We start from the raw sequence: 18,319 nt of genomic DNA on the forward strand, positions 1-18,319 counted from the left end.
AATTAAAAAAAGAATGAAAATGAAAACAAAAGCAAGCCTGTTAGCCTTAGCGGCATTTGCATTGGTATTCACCTCTTGCAATGAAAATGAAGGAACGGATGAGTTAGTACAGGAATCACCGGTAGAACTCTTACGTGTTGCCGGTAATGGTACGTCTACCTTTATCCTTGAAAATGTTTGCCCCGTACTGTCGGTTACCGATCCGTTGACAGCCGATGAAATTGAATTCCTTAATATTGTCCGGGAGGAAGAAAAGCTTTCCCGCGACTTGTATAACTATTTCGCCTCGCAATACCCCACTGCACTTCCGTTAACGAATATCGGGAATGCCGAAACCAATCATATCGCTGCCATAGAGCGGGTACTGACTTATTATGAGATTGAATTTCCGGCCCTTGGTCAACCGGGTGTCTTTACCGACAAAGACCGGCAAGACACGTATGACCGCTTGAAAACAGAGGGATCGACATTAGCGGCCGCTTACCAGATCATGGCTTTTATTGAAGAAGAAAACATTGTGACCTATCGGAAAGTCGCCGGTGAGCTGACCAACATCAATCTGCAAGTAATCATCACCAATCTTGGCTTAGGCTCTGAAAATCATTTCAGAACATTGGTAAAGCAAATAACGGCTTTAGGTGGCACATTCAAGCCGACCTTGATGAACGATACACAATACAACGAAATCATCAATGCGTCCAACCACCATGGCACCTACTACTGCAAACAAGGCCAGCAAGGCCAGAATACCAATAACGGCAAAGGCAAAAACCACCACGGCAACAAAGGCCACGTCAACAATTGCGGCACCTGCACCTATTGCCTAAACGCCACCACCACTGGCCAGGGACACAACAAAGGACACGGCGGCAAAAGATAATAAAAGAACAAATATTTAACACAAAACAGGGTACTCCTATTCATTTCGGAGTACCCTTTTTGCTACCTTTGCCATTCATGGAAAACTATCAAATTCAAAAAGGCGAAGAAGCTGATTACGATCAATTGGCCGCAATCTGGGAAAGTTCTGTTAAAGCGACTCACCATTTCTTAAAACCGGAGGATTTCGAATTCTTTAAACAGGCCGTGCCTGGTTATTTTCCACAGGTTGACTTGCATGTATTACGTTCGGGAACGGAGATCGTTGCTTTTATGGGAATCTCCGACGACAATCTTGAAATGCTTTTTGTTTCCGCCGAAGCGCGAGGACAAGGGTATGGGAAACAACTTTTGAAATATGCTATCGATAATCTCCAAGTGACAAAAGTAGATGTAAACGAGCAGAACACACAGGCTGTCGGATTTTATGAACGATTCGGCTTCCATGTGATCGCCCGCTCAGAGAAGGATTCGACAGGGAAGGATTATCCGATATTGCATTTAAGCCTTTAATAGCAAAACTCAACAATAGTAATTATGCTTGACAAATTTCCGGAATTACATACCGAAAGATTAGACTTAGTAGAGATTAGCCAGTCTCATCTTACGGATTTCTATGAGATATTCAAAGATGAGAGAGCCACAAAATACTATAATGTCCTTCCTTTTCATCAAGAAGAAGAGGCTCAGAAGTATATTGATTGGTTTCAATCTCGCTATAAAGAAGGCTTAGGTATCCGCTGGGGAATCAAATTAAAAGGCAGACCAGGTATTATCGGAACAGCCGGATTTAACAACTACCTAAAGGATCATCGAGCAAACTTCGGTTATGACCTGCATCCTGATTATTGGAATAAGGGATATATGACCGAAGCTTTAACAATAATATTGAAGTTTGGTTTTGAGACGCTCGAAATAAACAGAATTGAAGCCGAAGTCATGCAAGGAAATATAGCTTCGGAAAAGGTTCTTAAAAAACTCGGCTTCACAAAAGAAGGCGTTTTGAGAGATTGGATGTATTGGAATAATAAACACTATAATATGACGATGTATTCGTTGTTGAAGAATATTTTTTGATCTAAAAAAACAGGATGGTACAATCGCTTGTGACTGAAAAGGAACTATCCGATACCTGTCATTTCAATAATTTCCGACTATCTACTTCGTGCAATACTCGCATCTGTTGAATGGCTATCTGGTTGAGCTTTAGTAAACGGTCAGATTGCGGAACCTGCTCGTTTATCAAAACGGCATTGATATTCTCCATGTTAGATAAGCAAATAAGTTCATTGATAGTAGCATAGTCACGGATATTTCCTTTTTTGTCTGGATTCGTATCACGCCATTGCCTGGCAGTAATACCAAAAAGAGCCATGTTAAGTACATCCGCTTCACTGGCATACACAATCGATATTTGCTGAGCGGTAAGTTCTTCTGGTATAAGATTGTGCTTAACTGCATCGGTATGGATGTGATAGTTGATTTTTGATAGTTCCCTTTTTGCAGACCAACCAAGTTGTTGCTGTTCATGCTCCTTGAGGCGTTGAAATTCTGTTATCAAGTACAACTTGAATTGTACACTAATGGCTGCCCCAAATTCAAACGCAATGTCTTTGTGAGCGAAAGTCCCACCATATTTGCCTTTTTGAACTATGATGCCTATTGCATCCGTTTTCTCAATCCACTCTGAAACGCTCATTACAAAACTGGGTAATCCGGCTTGTGATTTAAAGTGGTCAAATTCGACCACTTTAAAATTGGGATTATTTATCACTTCCCAAGTCCCGAGAAATTCCAGCGTATATCTATTTCGCAACCAATTCTTAATTATATCAGCAGCACGACTTCCACTTTCTTTGGCGTTTGCCATATCAGTCAGAGATATATAGTCGCCATTATTTATATGAACAATCGTGATATCTGCTTCTTGTACTTTAATCTTAGCCATTTTAATTCTGTTTTTCATTGTGTCTAACTGACCACAATATGGTTCTACAAATTTAGTTTAAATTATTGATATCCATTATATGTAATGGAAGTATAAGCCTTGCTATTTTCTCGGTTCTAACAGATTTCTCAATTATATATTTCCGAAACACCTCAGCATTCCTCCGCCGTTCTTCAGTAGCTTGTTCTTTCTGATAAAGAACAACACGTTGAATGTTTTTCTTTTCATTTTTACATCGTTTTTAGTGATACAAAGTTATTTTATATCCTCCAAAAACACACTATGCAAAATTATGATATACAGCGAAATAGCACCTAAATCGTGGGACTTTTTGGAAAACTCAAAAGTTCCACGATTTGGACTAGTTAAGTCTGCATTTTCCCGCCTTTTTCTGCTACCCGGGGCAAAAAAGAAAATCCCCGATATTTCATGAATATCAGGGATTTACGTTGAATTTCTTCGATTTCTTGGCTTCTCTTGTGATCCGCCTGGTGATTTGCCTGGGGTTCGAACCCAGGACCCCATCCTTAAAAGGGATGTGCTCTACCTGCTGAGCTAGCAAATCTCCGGTGTATTTTATTGAAATACGGGCGCAAAGATAGGCGTTTAATTTTTAGTTCGCAAGCTTTCGACTCCTTTTTATTTTGTTATCTTTGTCCCCAAAGCAAACAACAGACAAATAATCATACTACATAAGTTATGGCGGACGATAAAAAAGTTATCTTTTCGATGGTGGGGGTAAATAAGATATACCCTCCTCAAAAACAAGTTCTTAAAAACATTTATTTATCTTTTTTCTACGGGGCGAAGATCGGTATTATCGGTCTGAATGGCTCTGGTAAATCTACCCTTTTGAAGATCATTGCCGGACTGGAAAAAGAATTTCAGGGCGATGTGGTCTTCTCGCCGGGTTACTCCGTCGGATACCTGGAGCAGGATCCGCAACTGGAATCGGGTAAAACAGTGAAAGAGATCGTGCAGGAAGGTGTACAGGAAATTGTTGATACACTGGCTGAATATGAAGCGATCAATGAGAAGTTCGGCTTGCCGGAATATTATGAAGATGCCGACAAGATGGACAAGCTCTTCAATCGCCAGGCCGAATTGCAGGATAAGATCGATGCTTCGGATGCCTGGAACCTGGACAGTCGGCTGGAACGGGCGATGGATGCCTTGCGTTGTCCGCCCGAAGATCAGGTGGTCGACACACTCTCGGGAGGGGAACGCCGCCGGGTAGCCCTCTGCCGTCTCCTACTCCAGCAACCGGATGTATTGTTGCTCGATGAGCCGACCAACCACCTGGATGCCGAGTCGATCGACTGGTTGGAACAGCATCTGCAACACTATGCCGGAACGGTGATCTGTATCACACACGACCGTTACTTCCTCGACCACGTGGCGGGCTGGATCCTTGAACTCGACCGCGGGGAAGGAATTCCCTGGAAAGGTAATTACTCATCCTGGCTGGATCAGAAGACCAAACGCATGGCGCAGGAAGAAAAACAGGCCAGCAAACGCCGCAAGACGTTGGAACGCGAATTGGAATGGATCAGTATGGCTCCCAAAGCACGCCATGCCAAAGGAAAAGCCCGTCTGAACTCGTACGAGAAGTTATTGAACGAAGACCAGAAAGAGCGGGAAGACAAATTGGAAATCTTTATCCCGAACGGTCCGCGTCTGGGTAATAAAGTGATCGAAGCCCAACACGTTGCCAAAGCGTTCGGTGAGAAGTTATTGTTCGACGACCTGAACTTCATGCTTCCGCCAAACGGTATTGTTGGAGTAATCGGTCCGAACGGCGCCGGTAAAACCACCTTGTTCAAGATGATCATGGAAATGGAAACCGTGGATAAAGGGAACTTTGAAGTGGGTGAAACCGTTGTGCTCGGTTATGCCGACCAGACTCACAAAGATATCGACCCGAACAAAACCGTCTACCAGGTGATCTCCGGCGGACAAGAACTAATCCGTGTCGGGAATAAAGAAGTCAACGCCCGCGCCTACCTCTCCAAATTCAATTTCAACGGTGCCGATCAGGAAAAGCTCTGTAGCGTACTTTCCGGTGGAGAAAAGAACCGCCTGCATCTGGCATTGACCTTGAAAGCCGGAGGGAATGTCCTGTTGCTCGACGAACCGACCAACGATATCGACGTAAACACCTTGCGTGCTTTGGAAGAAGGATTGGAGAACTTCGCCGGTTGTGCCGTGGTAATCTCCCACGACCGTTGGTTCCTCGACCGTATCTGCACGCACATCCTCTCGTTCGAAGGCGACTCCAACGTCGCTTACTATGAAGGTACTTACTCCGAATACGAAGAGTACAAACGTAAACAACAAGGCTACGAAGAGCCCAAGCGGGTTCGGTATCGGAAGCTGATAGACTGAATTTAATGTTTAATGGTGAATGATTAATGTTTAATGGTTAGTCATTCACCACCAGCAGAGAATTAATCATAATCATTAATAATTCATCATTAAATTTCTTGCCATGAAGAGAAAATTGTTTTTTGCCGCGGTCGCCATCGCCGCGATGTTTTGTTCTTTCAGCCATGTAAATGCGCAGAAGACTGTGAAGTTATTCAATGGAAAAGACCTGTCCAACTGGTCGTTCATTGTAGACAAGAACTCCAAACCTGCCGATCAGGTGTTCTTCATCGAGAACGGCTTGATTCACATTGCCGGAAGTCCTTTCGGTTATATGTACACCAAAGAGAAGTATGGCGACTGCAAACTGCACGTCGAATGGTGTTATCCCAAGGAAGCGACCAACAGTGGTATTTTCCTTCTGATCGAAGAAACCAAAGACGGTAACCCGTTCCCGAACGGCATCGAATGCCAACTGGCAGCCGGTAAAGCCGGCGACTTTGTATTATTGGGCGGCTCCGACCTGTTCGAATTCCACCAACGTCCGGGCACTCCGCGTCCGGGATTTCCGGTAGTCGACCGTGCCAACGGTACTACAGAGAAACCGGTCGGCGAATGGAACGAAGCCAATATCTGGATCAAAGACGGAACGATCACCGTATTTATCAACGGTGTGTACCAGAACACGGGAACCAACAAAGTGAAAAGCGGCCATATCGGCCTGCAAAGCGAAGGCAAAGACATCCTGTTCCGCAACGTAACGCTTACCACCTGGTAAAAAAAGGTAATAAGGAATAAACAAAAAAAACTCCGGCAGCATTTTGATAAATGCTGCCGGAGTTTTTTTATTTCTTGCCGGGAATTTATAAGTTCTTGCCGGGATTATTTCACCGTCAGCACACTAACTTCCGAGACGGCATACTGAGCAGCGGGGTTGGCCAACTCCAAGGCTTCCAGTTTGATATAACGGGCTTTCGCAGGGGTTTCAAACAGGACTTCCTGTGCGATCGGGTTATTCCGGATATTGTTGAAGGTCGCTGCACGCTGAAGGGTTTGCCATTGCTTATTGTCCTCACTGACGGAGAAGGTATAGCGATAGATATTGGGGGCTGCCGTATGGTTGACTGGTGTATAAACAAATCCTTTCAAATCCAAAGTCTCCCCTAAGTCAATGGTCAACGGTTGACCCTTATCGATCAGGACGCGATTGGCCGTGTTACCGTCAATCGCTTTTGCGACTTCTTCGTTCTTATGCGAGACAATCGACCACTTAGCCGGTGCGATATCATAGTCGGCAGTTACCACTTCGCTTTGCTGCTGATTATTATCAATCATGGCTACAGCCTTTATCATTCCGCCTCGCAACAATGCAAAAGGTTTGTCGTAACGAATGGAGGAAACTGTCGGCGTTGTTCCGTCTGTCGTATAATAGATTACCGGATCGGGTGTCGGACAGGCAATCGTGACCCGGCCTTCTTTATCCCGGCTGATCTGAGGCGTAGAAATGAATTCAACGGCTTTAAACAAACCGATACCATTCAGGGCAGGACAAGCCAATGCATCTTTTACATGTAAACGTAACTTCTGGGCCGTCACCAACGGGAAACGAACGATCCGCTTATACCCCACTGTCGTTTCACTGGCTATTTCCTGCCAGCTACCTGTTTCTTCATTCCATACATCCACCGTAAATGCAGCGATACGTTGTCCCAAAGGAATATATTCCTGGACCTGAAAACGATTGAATGATTGCATTTTAGGCAATTCAATCTCTATTGATACTTCTTTCACCTCATCATCCGTTGCCCAATAAGTATCAAAAGCCCCATCGATAAGGTTCTTCACGCCATAACGGGAGGAATTGCCACGGGTATTAGTCGCTTTCAATTTTGCATTCTTCATCAAATCGTTCGCAAAACTTTCTTCTATGACTTGCTTAAACTCCATCAGGCGGGTGGAGTCGTTTTTATGGATACGTCCTTCGCGCGTAGGCGGCACATTAAGCAACAGATTCGAGTTTCGTCCGATAGATGTATAATAGATATCCATCAGATGTTCAACGCTTTTCACCCGGTTATCTGTAGTAGGACTATAAAACCACCCCGGACGAATAGAAACATCCACTTCGGCCGGCACCCATTTCTCACCATCCCTGTTTCCAGTGTTCAATATATCAGAGGAAGGAGCGCCCAGGCCCGGTTCAAATCCTTTAATATTCAAAGTGGCCCAATTCGTTTTCCCGGCAATTCCCCGTTCGTTACCCATCCAACGGCAATCGGGGCCGATATCACTGAAAATTAAAGCCTGCGGCTGATGTGTATAGACCGTATTATGGAACAGATCCCAATCATAGACCTGCCGTTTCCCTTTATGGGCATCTCCGTTAGCCCCATCAAACCATTGTTCGAACACATCCCCGTACTGGGTAAGTACCTCCGTCAGCGTATTGGCAAACACCTCATTGTATTCGGGCGTGCCATACGACGGATGATTCTGGTCCCAGGGAGAAAGATACACGCCAAACAAAAGGCCATATTCCTTACAAGCATCGGAAAGTTCACGAAGCACATCCCCTTTGCCATCTTTCCAGGCGCTTTCCCGAACCGTATGCGTACTGTAATTGCTGGGCCACAGACAAAAACCATCATGGTGTTTAGCTGTTATGATAATCCCTTTCATGCCTGCCGCTTTGGCTGTCGAAGCCCATTGCCGGGCATCGAGGTTGGAAGGATTAAAGACTTTCGGATCTTCTTTCCCGTCGCCCCACTCCACATCCGTGAAAGTGTTGGGGCCGAAGTGCATAAACATATAATATTCCAACTGATGCCAGTCGATTTGCTTTGCAGAAGGTAAAGCGCCGTAAGGTGCCGGCGGTTCTACATTTCCGGCACATCCGGATAAAACGCCTGCCAACAGAAAAGAGAATCCGGCAGACTGCAGTACCTGAGTGAATAGTTTTTTTCGCATTCTTATCCTTATATCATTAAACATTAATCATTAAACATTAACCATTATACCTCACTTCCATGCCGCGTACCCCGGGATCGATCTTTCCTTCACTATACACTTCCTGTCCGTTCACAAAGGTTTTCCATACCTTATGCCCAAAAGTAAATCCTTCGAAAGGCGACCAGCCGCATTTGTACAAAAGGTTGTCTTTCGTCACGGTCCAGGCATCCTGCGGATCAACCAATACAAGGTCGGCATAATATCCCGGGCGTATGTAGCCCCGACGATCAATCCGAAACAGTTCGGCCGGCAGATGCGCCATCTTCTCGACCACCTTTTCGTAAGTAAAATGCCCTTGGGAAACCATTTCCAGCATCGCTACCAGCGAATGTTGGATCAAAGGCCCGCCCGAAGCCGCTTTCAGGCAACTCCCCTCCTTCTCTGCCGGCAGATGCGGCGCATGGTCGGTTGCCACGATATCCAGTTTGTTCGTTCGGATCGCTTCGCGCAATGCGTTCCGGTCTTCCTTTGTTTTTATGGCCGGATTCCATTTGATCCGGTTACCGAAACGGGCATAATCGCTGTCGTCGAACCACAGGTGATGCACACAAACCTCACCCGTGATCCTTTTGTCTTTCAAAGGCAGGGAGCCGTCCAACAATGTCATTTCCCGGGCAGTCGACAGATGAAGCAGATGAAGCCGCGTATTCAGGCGTGTCGCCAGTTCCACCGCTTCTGCCGAAGAAGTATAACAAGCCTCTTCATTCCTTATCTTCGGATGGAAAGAGATATCCAGGTCTTCGCCATACAAACCGGTGTAATGTTTTATATTGCGTTGGATAATCTCCTCTTTCTCCGCATGAACGGCGATCAATAGATCCGTTTCACCAAATATCCTTTCCAAACTTTCTTTCCGGTCGACCAACATATTCCCGGTCGACGAACCCAGAAACAGTTTGAGCCCGGGCACACGGCTTTTATCCAGCTTTTTTATTTCATCCGGATTATCGTTTGTTCCCCCGAAAAAGAAAGAATAATTGGCAGCAGAGACTTCTGCCCCCCGCTTGAACTTATCGTTCAACGCTTCTATCGTTACCGTCTGCGGATTGGTGTTCGGCATATCCATAAAAGTAGTCACTCCACCGGCTACGGCGGCCCGGCTCTCGGTTTCGATATCTCCTTTATGTGTCAGTCCCGGATCGCGGAAATGCACCTGGTCGTCGATCGCGCCGGGCATCAGCAAACGTCCCTTCCCATCAATGACCCGGTCGGTTTCTTCTTCTATTCCAAATGGCAGGCTGTCTTCATACACAGCCTCTATCATGTTATCCAGAATAAGTACGGCTCCGTTGAAAATCCGGTTTTCATTTACAATCCGTACGTTTTTGATCAGAATCTTTTTCATTTCTTTTTTGTTCAGATGACTAATTTTTACGCGGTCAACTGAGCGCTCTCCTTCTTCTGCGGATATTTGCGGAAGAAGCTCCACCATTTCAGTTTGAGCACCCCAAAAAGCGCTTCTCCGAAGATCGATGTATTCATTTTGGAGACACCATATACCCGGTTGACAAAGATAATCGGGACTTCCTTCAACGTAAACCCACACTTATAAGCGGTGAATTTCATCTCCACCTGAAAAGCATATCCTTTGAAATGGATCTTGTCGAGTTCAAGCGTTTCGAGCACTTCCCGGCGGTAACACTTAAAGCCGGCTGTCGTGTCTTTGATACGCATCCCCGTAATAATCCGGACATACATCGAGGCGAAATACGACATCAACACCCGGCCTAAAGGCCAGTTGACCACATTTACCCCGTCGATATAGCGGGAACCGATCGCCACATCCGCCCCTTCCAACGCACACGATTTATACAAACGTGGCAAGTCTTCCGGATTATGGCTGAAGTCCGCATCCATCTCGAACACATAGGCATAGGAATGTTCCAAAGCCCATTGGAACCCACGGATATAAGCGGTTCCCAAACCTTGTTTCCCCTCACGCTCAATAATAAAAAGACGATCCGGGAATTCCTGCTGCAGCCGCTTGACGATCGCACCCGTACCGTCGGGCGAACCATCATCAATAATCAACAGATCAAAAGCCTTGGGCAAAGCAAAAATGACACGGATAATATTCTCTATATTCTCCTTCTCATTATAGGTCGGAATAATTACAACGCTGTCTGACATACTCATCCTTTTGGTTTATTTCTAAAACACCTGTTCTCTGCATTCCCGCAGAGTCAACACACGTGTTCTTATGCAAAAATAGATATTTTACTGCAATAATACCAACAATGTCGGATTTACCTATCCATCTAAAGCTTTCAGACCCTTTGTTTTTGTTGGAGTACAAGGTTACGAATATTTTTTTCCGCAAAATACAATAGAAATGTCAACTTTGCTTCATAGTTTCATTTTTTGTGTCTATTTGCTATACCTCTTTATCTTTTTGGCTCTGATTACTAACAAATACACTTAGAATGCCATTGTTTTTTTTATTTTATCCATTAGTTTTGGAGGCAAAGCGAAAACCAACAGACAAACAAAAACTTTCCACATATTAAATATCATACTATGCCAATACTTTAACTATGATGAACTTTTCATATCACGAATAGTTTAAAAGAAAGGCTCCCTTCCATACAGAGGGGAGCTTTTCATGTAATATCGTCTTAATACTGATCGGTCAATCAAAAATCTTTACGAATCATCCCGAACCAACTCTGATTTTACTGATTAAATGTTCTACTCGCTTCGAAGGAAATGGGAAGACAATTCAACGCAGAGGACATGGGGGCACGGGGTTTAGAGGTCACAGAGGAGAAAGCGCCAATAGCGCTTTGGTCGACGAAAATACGAAGCTTATACGCAGCTCTATTTCAACCTATTCCCTGGACCATTCATTTGTTGACAGTTATCAACAAATGTGTTGACGGTTGTCAACAAATATCTACTCCTTGTCTTCGCTGCCGCAATCCCCCTTTTTCAAACTACCGGTACTTTGCGCGCAAACTACTAATATTTTGTCGACAAACTACCGGTAGTTGGTGCGCAAACTACCGGTAGTTTCTGAAGGAAATATTAATGCTTCATTTACAATGGTTTAGAAATCGCATTAAAGAAAATCTTCCGATTTTCTTCAGTAGATAGTAGATAGAAGATAGAAGGCGCCAAGCGAAGAAAATGGGAAGGTGGGCCGGTGTCCTGGAGGCCGCATAGCGGCCAACTGTATACAGCCCCGTGCGGAAGCGCGGGGTTGCTGGCATATAAAAAGGAAAGGCGCCACGTAGTGGTGCTATGTATTTGTCATCCATCTATATAGCACCACTACGTGGCGCTGTTTGATTGGGATATCTATGACCCCGCGCTTCCGCACGGGGCTGGATACAGACAGCCGCTATGCGGCTTCAAAAACCTTCACTTCTCAAAATATTTGCCCCCCGCCAGAACCCCCTTTTCCAAAACATTGCGCTTTGATTGACCAAAGTGCGATGTTTAATTTTTACAGGCTACACATAAAAGTTTCGCACCCCCCTTCCACCTTTCACCCGGTCGCCAGATCCCTGTATTGATCAGCGTTTTGGTGAAAGCTTGGGAAGAGCTTCCCTAAAGTTGTATCTTTTATGTGTAGGCATGTTTAAGCACCTTTGCGTCAAGATAAAACACGATTTCTTCTACAATATTGCTGCAATGATCGCCGATACGTTCGAGTTTGCGGATAAGGATCATCGTTTTCAATCCGCATTCGATATCGGCAGTGTTATCTTGCAAATAAATAGCTAAGACTTGAATTGCTTTATGATAAAGTTCATCGACAATCTCGTCATATCCGAGTATCTTTCCGGAAAGTTTGGTTTCCTCTTTCTCTAGTGCGGCATAACTATCAGACAACATGGTGATAAGCGTATCGAACATCCGTTTCAGTTGAAGTTCTTCGCCTAACTTTTCAGTCAAAGGGATGCAGTCGTCTTCAATGACATGCCGGGCGATACCTTCCGCAAAGTCACCGATACGTTCCAGGGTACTGCCGATCCGGATCAAAGAAAGGATCAGCCGCAGATCGATAGCTACCGGATTATAGAGGGCTATATAGTTCTCGCAATCACTATCGATCTTCAATTCAAAAGTATTCACCCGCTTTTCCCGGCTGATCACTTCCCTTGCCAGTTCAATATCATTCCGGAGCAAAGCTTCTTTCGACTTCTCCAGTTGGGACATGACCAGAAGCCACATCTGGTTGACTTCATCCCTTATATTTATCAGTTCTTTTTCTGTATGTTTCATTTTTTCTACTATTTATCCAAACCTTCCGGTTATATAATTCTGTGTTTGTTCTTTCTCGGGGTTAAGAAACATCTTACGTGTTTCGCTGAATTCGATCAATTCGCCCAACATGAAAAAGCCGGTCTTATCACTCACGCGAGCAGCTTGTTGCATATTGTGGGTAACAATCACAAGGGTATAATCTTTTTTGAGATGATAGATCAGTTCTTCTATTTTGGAGGTAGAGACCGGATCGAGCGCCGAAGCCGGTTCATCCATCAACAGTATGGAAGGAGAAATCGCCAGGGCGCGGGCAATGCAAAGGCGTTGTTGTTGACCACCCGACAATTCAAAGGCTGACTTTTTCAATTTATCCTTCACCTCATCCCAAAGGGCGGCATCCCGAAGAGATTCTTCTACCCGTCGATTGATATATTTCCGGTCTCCTATCCCATTCACCCGCAGGCCGTAGGCCACATTCTCAAAAATAGTCTTCGGGAACGGATTCGGTTTCTGAAAGACCATCCCCACTTTTTTACGCAAGGCATCGATCTCTACGGACTTATGATATATATCCTCACCGTCGATCAGGCATTCGCCGGTCAGGTGCGTTCCCGGGATCAAATCATTCATTCGGTTAAACAGACGCAGGAAAGTCGATTTGCCACATCCGGAAGGGCCGATAAAGGCGGTTACCGTATGGGGCTCTATTCGCATATTGATATCTTTTAAGGCCTGAAAATCGCCGTAATAAAAATTTACTTGTTTTGCTTCTATCATTTGATTTTTCAATTTTAATTCTAAACGTTCATTTACATTAGTCGTTTGGCGTAACTCGGCATAATCCAAACAAGTTTGGTTCTGCACTCGCTACTTCAAACGTTCATTTACATTAGTCGTTTGGCGTGACTCGGCATAATCCAAACAAGTTTGGCTTCTGCACTCGCTACTTCAAACGTTTATCCTCTTTCCAAAATACCGCCGCAGAAACGAAGCCAGCAAATTCATACCCAGAACAATCGCGATCAACACCAGCGCCGTCCCATACGCAATGGGGCGTGTCGCTTCCAGATCTGTTCCGCTTGTTGCGATCACATAAAGATGATAAGGCAATGCCATTACCTGATCAAATATACTTTCGGGAAGTTTGGGTAGGAAATAGGCGGCTACGGTAAATAAGATAGGTGCGGTCTCCCCCGATACTCTTCCGATGGAAAGGATCAATCCGGTGATAATATTGGGAAAGGCCATGGGTAGAACCACCCGGTGAATAGTCTGCAATTTGGATGCTCCCAATGCCAGGCTCCCCGTACGAAAATGATCGGGAATAGCTTTTAATGCCTCTTCCGTCGTTCGGATAATCAGAGGTAACACCAACAAACCTAAAGTGAATGAACCGGCAATGATGGAATCGCCAAAACCCAGGCTATTCACAAAAAGCGCCATACCGAACAAGCCGAATATGATGGAAGGAATACTTCCCAGATTATTGGTCATCACCCGGATAAAGCGGACAATCTTCCCATTCCCCGCGTATTCCACCGTATAAATAGCCGACATCACCCCCAGAGGAAAAGCGATAAACATACTGCCGATCACCAGATAGAGGGTGCCTACAATAGCGGGATATATTCCTCCTGCCGTCATCCCGTCGGTCGGAGCGGTTGTCAGGAAGTCCCAACTAATCACTCCCACTCCCTGCCAGATAATAAATCCGAGTATCAATAAAAGGAAGCCGACAATCAATGCTCCCAGTATGCGGAAGATACTAAAAGCAATAAGCTGATTAAGTTGATTAAACCGCATGATGTTGTTTCTTTGAAATCACCTCAGCAGTGATACTTATTATCATGGTAATAATAAAAAGAATACAGCCCAGAAGGAAAAGCGACTGATAGTGCGCGCCTCCGGCAGGAGCCTCGCCCAACTCGGCAGCAATCGTCGCCGGAATAGTCCGTACCGGTTCAAAAAGGGTACGGGGCATTACGGCCGCATTCCCGGTAACCATTAATACAGCCATTGTTTCTCCCACAGCCCGGCCGATCCCTAAGACGACAGCAGCGGAAATGCCCGAAGAGGCATACGGAATGATCACCCGGCAGATCGTTTGCCAAGGGGTAGCCCCCAGAGCCAGACTGGCCTCACGCATCGCACGGGGCGTATTGCGCATCGCATCTTCCGCCACCGTAATAATCGTTGGCAAAGCCATAATGGCCAGGATAACACTTCCGGCCAAAGCAGTCTCTCCCACAGGTAAATCAAATAGCTGCTGAATGAAAGGAACAAGAACGACCAAACCGAAAAAGCCATAGACAACCGAAGGGATTCCGGCTAACAATTCAATCGTCGGTTTCAAGATCTTCCGTACCCGTTCGTTGGCCAGTTCGGAGAGATAAATCGCAACACCCATACCTAACGGCATCGCAATCAAAATGGCAAAGAAACTAACCCATAACGTACCCATGATCAAAGGAAGAACACCGAAGAGTGGTGCCGGGGTCGATGTGGGCATCCATTCCTTTCCGAAAAAGAAATCGGTGATACGGATCTGCGCCTCCCGTAATGTCTTTACACCCGGTTTGTCCACCGGAGCATATCGCTTAGGCAAGAAAGCGATGATACCGGATGAATGCCGGATATACTCGCCCAATTTATCCGGAAGGTATTGATAGTCTTCACCGAACTCCGCTTCCGGGTAATGATTGAAGATCTCTTCAAACCGGAAAAGTTCAATCGCTTCATCTTTCCCGCCCAGTGCTTTCCAATTCTCCACTTCCGCATCAAAGATCTGCTTGATTTGATAAGCGGTCAGGTCTGCGACGCTGTTCTTTTCGTGAACACAAAGCACATATCCTTTCTCTACCACCGGACTGTTAAACAAACCCAGTCCTTCTTTAAAAAGAAAAACAATGATCAGGAAAATAACCAACGTCGTTATGGCTCCACTGGCTGTCAGAAGAGTCTCCACCGTTCGTTCCGCGATTTTTCTTAGTTGTTTCATTTCTTCTATGTTAAATAACCGGTACAAAGCCGATCTCCCGAACGGTCTTTTGTCCTTCGGGTGATAAGATATAGTCAATGAAAGGTTTTACCTGCTTTTCCGATCCGGCTTCATAATAATACAATAGAGGACGGACAATAGGATAGGTTTCATTCTTTGCATTCGCCACGGATGGAGCGGTATAGGTTGCCCCTTTATCGTAAGAGACATGGATGGCTTTTACGTCTTTATTCAGATAGGCAAGTCCGACATAACCGATAGCACCTTTGGTCTGGCTGATCGACTGGATAATGGAACCGGTAGCCGGCATACTCATCATGCCATTCATGTAATTTTTATTCTTCAATACGCTTTCTTTAAAGAATTCATACGTGCCGGATGAGGTTTCGCGGGCATAAGGAACGATCTTCAGATCGGCGCCTCCCAGCTCTTTCCAGTTCTTGATTTTTCCGGTGAATATTCCTTCAAGCTGCTCACGGGTCAGGTGAGTCACTTTATTGGAAGGGTGAACCACAATGGCCAGCGCGTCATAGGCGATAACTGCCTCCTGCACTTTCTTTCCTTTGGCTTGCAGTTTCTGCCGTTCGTCGAATTTGATCTTACGGGAAGCCTGCGCGATATCTGTCGTTCCTTCCAATAAAGCGGAGATCCCGACACCACTGCCTCCGCCGGTCACGGTAACAGTGCGGGAAGGATCTATTTTCATATAGTTTTCAGCCTCTTTCTGAGACAAGGGTAAAACCGTATCAGAACCTTTGATACGTTGGGCTTGGACAAAAGAAAGACTTAGCAGCAGTGAAACTGCTGTCAGCATAATTGTTTTCATACGTCAATTGTTTAATTTAAAATTTATATTGTATGCGAAGTGTAAAAACGTTGTCGTCGAGATCTTGATTCATTCCTTCCAAAGCGGAAGTCTTTTCGTTTTGATTAAATTCGTAATAGGCTTGCAGGCGAAGAGCGCTTGTGATGTGCCAGAGTCCGCCTACGCCCCAGGTGGATTGTGCCAGATCGGCACGGGTAGTGTCCTTGCGGCCGACCTGATCGCCGGACACCTTTGTATTGGGATCATACCAGTCGTATTTCAAGACGGCGCCGAAAGGAGTTTGACCGAGATCCTGAACAAAGAAGATATATCCACCCTGAAAATCGCGGATATACGTATCTGTCACCGGCAAAGCGGATGAATTGGGACTTTGGGTTCCGACGGCCGTTCCCGGTTGCTGTCCGAAAAGATATTCACCGCGCAACTGGGATTTCCCCAAGATACTGTTTACTGACACCTGTGCATCCAGACCGTAATACTCGCGCTTGGCAAACTTTCCGGTATGGGAAGTATGAGTGTTCAACACAAATCCATCGCCTGACATCCGATATACATTCTCCGTTCCCTGATAAACCGATCCGTTGTAATGGGAAACACCCAAGCCGAAGGCAACTCCGTTTGTGAAACGTTTCGTTGCCGAGAGATGCCCGATAAAATCTCTTTTATTGTCGGTTTCCTGTTTGATACCGTTGCCGGCAAACCATCCCGCTTCGAGCTTCAGAAAATGGAAAGGAGACGATTGGGCGGGCTGAAGAATCAACATGGCTCCCAAATCGCGTTCTTCCGGGAAAAGGGTCTGAAACACAGTCGAACGCTCGGGCGATTCCCTGCGGGAAGAGGAATAACTGATCTCATAACCGAAAGGACGATCGAATATACCGGCACGTAGCGCATTGGTCTTCAACCAGGGATCTTTCACGTTCACATAAACATCCTTAAAGCCGATCCCCTTCTCGGTTAAATCGATTTGAAAGACACCGGAAGCAATCCCCTCTTCATACACCACCTTAAGGCGCCCCCGACGGATACCGATCCGGCTGAACGAATCATCCGGATCTTCATTCGCTCCGCCGACTTTTAACGATGCGTCTTGCTGCCCATACTGATACTGTCCCTGGATGTAACCCGAAACAGTCAGGTTCTTAAGCCCATCTTGTGCATAAGCAATAAAAACACCGAATAAAAAGCTAATAGTAAGAATTACTTGTCTTGTCTTCATACATTCTTCTTAATTTGACACGGCAAAGATACGACCGCCATTTTTCATCTTGTTAAAGAAGAAGTTACATTTATATTACAATTAATTAGACATTTCTCTTTCAGTTCACCCTCCTATTATTACAGTTGGGCACCCCAGAACTATGGAACCACCATGGGCACACGGATCTCCCATCCTTGCTGCGGGTTTCCCACCAATCATCACTGTTTCCGAACCTTTCACAATCGTGTCAGGTGGTCCTACACAAATACATCTATCACCCATAACGGCTGCCGGCAATCGGCCTATCAGTACGGTCGGAACGCCCGGCCCTATAATCGGGCCGCCAACATGAGGAACAGGGGGTATGCCCGGTGTTTGTATCGGACAGGTATGCATATCGGTTATTCTTGCTGCGGGAGGCATATTCTTAATTATTAATGATTAATGATTAATTGTTAATTAGTTGATCATGACCACAGCGCCTTTGACAACAGTATGTCCGTCAGCAGAGAGTTCAGTAGAGGCTGTGCCTTGCATTTTGAGGTTAACCTTTGCTTTTGTTTCTACATTCATGGCTTCCGACTTCAAGTTTGTTTTCGCTTTTATCGTTGTAGCCATTCCCGATTCCATAGTGATATTTTTCTGTGCTTTGAGAACCAGATCACCTTTGGATTCAAGAACAATTCCGTGCTCATTCATTTTGATCACACTACCTTTCTGATCAGTTAATCTGATTTCTTTTTCTTCATCACTGATAGTGATTTTGTATCCGCCAGGGGTTTCTATCGTAATCACTTTATTCTCTTCATCAAATGTTTGTTTCATAATTGTTTCATTTTTAAAAATTTGTAATTGATAGGCTGATTTGTATTACTTCACGCCGGA

The 18,319-nt window shown here is 45.2% G+C and carries 17 protein-coding genes and 1 tRNA gene; 5 read left to right on the plus strand and 13 right to left on the minus strand.

Annotated elements, in window-relative coordinates; genetic code table 11:
* Positions 1-19: 19 nt before the first annotated feature.
* The 3 genes from M2133_RS05155 (at position 20) to M2133_RS05165 (ending at position 1,956) form a co-directional block, all read left to right on the plus strand.
* The gene (locus M2133_RS05155) at positions 20-880 is read left to right on the plus strand and encodes a DUF2202 domain-containing protein (protein ID WP_277464925.1); all 861 of its coding nucleotides are present in this window, start codon (positions 20-22) and stop codon (positions 878-880) included.
* Positions 881-957: 77 nt separating this feature from the next.
* On the plus strand, positions 958-1,392 hold the full coding sequence (locus tag M2133_RS05160) for a GNAT family N-acetyltransferase (protein ID WP_277464926.1): 435 nt from the start codon (positions 958-960) through the stop codon (positions 1,390-1,392).
* Positions 1,393-1,416: 24 nt separating this feature from the next.
* Positions 1,417-1,956, plus strand: coding sequence for a GNAT family N-acetyltransferase (locus M2133_RS05165; RefSeq protein WP_277464927.1), 540 nt, complete (start codon positions 1,417-1,419; stop codon positions 1,954-1,956).
* Positions 1,957-2,014: 58 nt separating this feature from the next.
* Here M2133_RS05165 and M2133_RS05170 read toward each other — a convergent pair whose 3' ends face one another.
* Together M2133_RS05170 and M2133_RS05175 are read right to left on the minus strand one after the other, a co-directional pair.
* On the minus strand, positions 2,015-2,827 hold the full coding sequence (locus M2133_RS05170; RefSeq protein WP_277464928.1) for a KilA-N domain-containing protein: 813 nt from the start codon (positions 2,825-2,827) through the stop codon (positions 2,015-2,017).
* 489 nt (positions 2,828-3,316) lie between these two features.
* Positions 3,317-3,392 (minus strand) — tRNA-Lys (locus M2133_RS05175).
* A gap of 134 nt (positions 3,393-3,526) precedes the next feature.
* Between M2133_RS05175 and ettA the strand changes: the two genes are divergently transcribed.
* The gene (ettA, locus tag M2133_RS05180) at positions 3,527-5,212 is read left to right on the plus strand and encodes an energy-dependent translational throttle protein EttA (RefSeq protein ID WP_277464929.1); all 1,686 of its coding nucleotides are present in this window, start codon (positions 3,527-3,529) and stop codon (positions 5,210-5,212) included.
* A gap of 103 nt (positions 5,213-5,315) precedes the next feature.
* The gene (locus M2133_RS05185; protein ID WP_277464930.1) at positions 5,316-5,969 is read left to right on the plus strand and encodes a DUF1080 domain-containing protein; all 654 of its coding nucleotides are present in this window, start codon (positions 5,316-5,318) and stop codon (positions 5,967-5,969) included.
* Between the two features lie 104 nt (positions 5,970-6,073).
* On the opposite strand, the gene M2133_RS05190 is transcribed toward M2133_RS05185, so the two are convergent.
* From M2133_RS05190 to M2133_RS05240, 11 genes are all read right to left on the minus strand, one after another.
* Positions 6,074-8,158 (minus strand): alpha-L-fucosidase, encoded by a 2,085-nt coding sequence (locus tag M2133_RS05190; protein ID WP_277464931.1) that lies wholly within the window; start codon positions 8,156-8,158, stop codon positions 6,074-6,076.
* A gap of 37 nt (positions 8,159-8,195) precedes the next feature.
* Positions 8,196-9,545 (minus strand): dihydroorotase, encoded by a 1,350-nt coding sequence (locus M2133_RS05195; RefSeq protein ID WP_277464932.1) that lies wholly within the window; start codon positions 9,543-9,545, stop codon positions 8,196-8,198.
* Positions 9,546-9,571: 26 nt separating this feature from the next.
* Complete coding sequence (locus tag M2133_RS05200; protein ID WP_277464933.1) at positions 9,572-10,330, minus strand: polyprenol monophosphomannose synthase; 759 nt, start codon at positions 10,328-10,330, stop codon at positions 9,572-9,574.
* A 1,434-nt stretch (positions 10,331-11,764) separates the two neighbouring features.
* Positions 11,765-12,427, minus strand: coding sequence for a phosphate signaling complex protein PhoU (phoU, locus tag M2133_RS05205; protein WP_277464934.1), 663 nt, complete (start codon positions 12,425-12,427; stop codon positions 11,765-11,767).
* Between the two features lie 12 nt (positions 12,428-12,439).
* The gene (gene pstB / locus M2133_RS05210; RefSeq protein WP_277464935.1) at positions 12,440-13,186 is read right to left on the minus strand and encodes a phosphate ABC transporter ATP-binding protein PstB; all 747 of its coding nucleotides are present in this window, start codon (positions 13,184-13,186) and stop codon (positions 12,440-12,442) included.
* A gap of 171 nt (positions 13,187-13,357) precedes the next feature.
* Complete coding sequence (pstA, locus tag M2133_RS05215; RefSeq protein WP_277464936.1) at positions 13,358-14,212, minus strand: phosphate ABC transporter permease PstA; 855 nt, start codon at positions 14,210-14,212, stop codon at positions 13,358-13,360.
* Positions 14,202-15,407, minus strand: coding sequence for a phosphate ABC transporter permease subunit PstC (gene pstC / locus M2133_RS05220; RefSeq protein WP_277464937.1), 1,206 nt, complete (start codon positions 15,405-15,407; stop codon positions 14,202-14,204). The genes pstA and pstC overlap by 11 nt, the downstream gene beginning before the upstream one ends.
* Before the next feature lie 10 nt (positions 15,408-15,417).
* Complete coding sequence (locus M2133_RS05225; protein ID WP_277464938.1) at positions 15,418-16,233, minus strand: PstS family phosphate ABC transporter substrate-binding protein; 816 nt, start codon at positions 16,231-16,233, stop codon at positions 15,418-15,420.
* Between the two features lie 16 nt (positions 16,234-16,249).
* Positions 16,250-17,452: a porin gene (locus M2133_RS05230; RefSeq protein ID WP_277464939.1), complete on the minus strand. Its 1,203-nt coding sequence runs from the start codon at positions 17,450-17,452 to the stop codon at positions 16,250-16,252.
* Positions 17,453-17,557: 105 nt separating this feature from the next.
* The gene (locus M2133_RS05235) at positions 17,558-17,857 is read right to left on the minus strand and encodes a PAAR domain-containing protein (RefSeq protein ID WP_346843230.1); all 300 of its coding nucleotides are present in this window, start codon (positions 17,855-17,857) and stop codon (positions 17,558-17,560) included.
* A gap of 36 nt (positions 17,858-17,893) precedes the next feature.
* Entirely contained in the window at positions 17,894-18,259 is a 366-nt protein-coding gene (locus M2133_RS05240) for a hypothetical protein (RefSeq protein ID WP_277464940.1), read from the minus strand.
* Between the last annotated feature and the right edge of the window lie 60 nt (positions 18,260-18,319).

This window comes from Parabacteroides sp. PF5-6 (genome assembly GCF_029504695.1).
GTDB lineage: Bacteria > Bacteroidota > Bacteroidia > Bacteroidales > Tannerellaceae > QVMG01.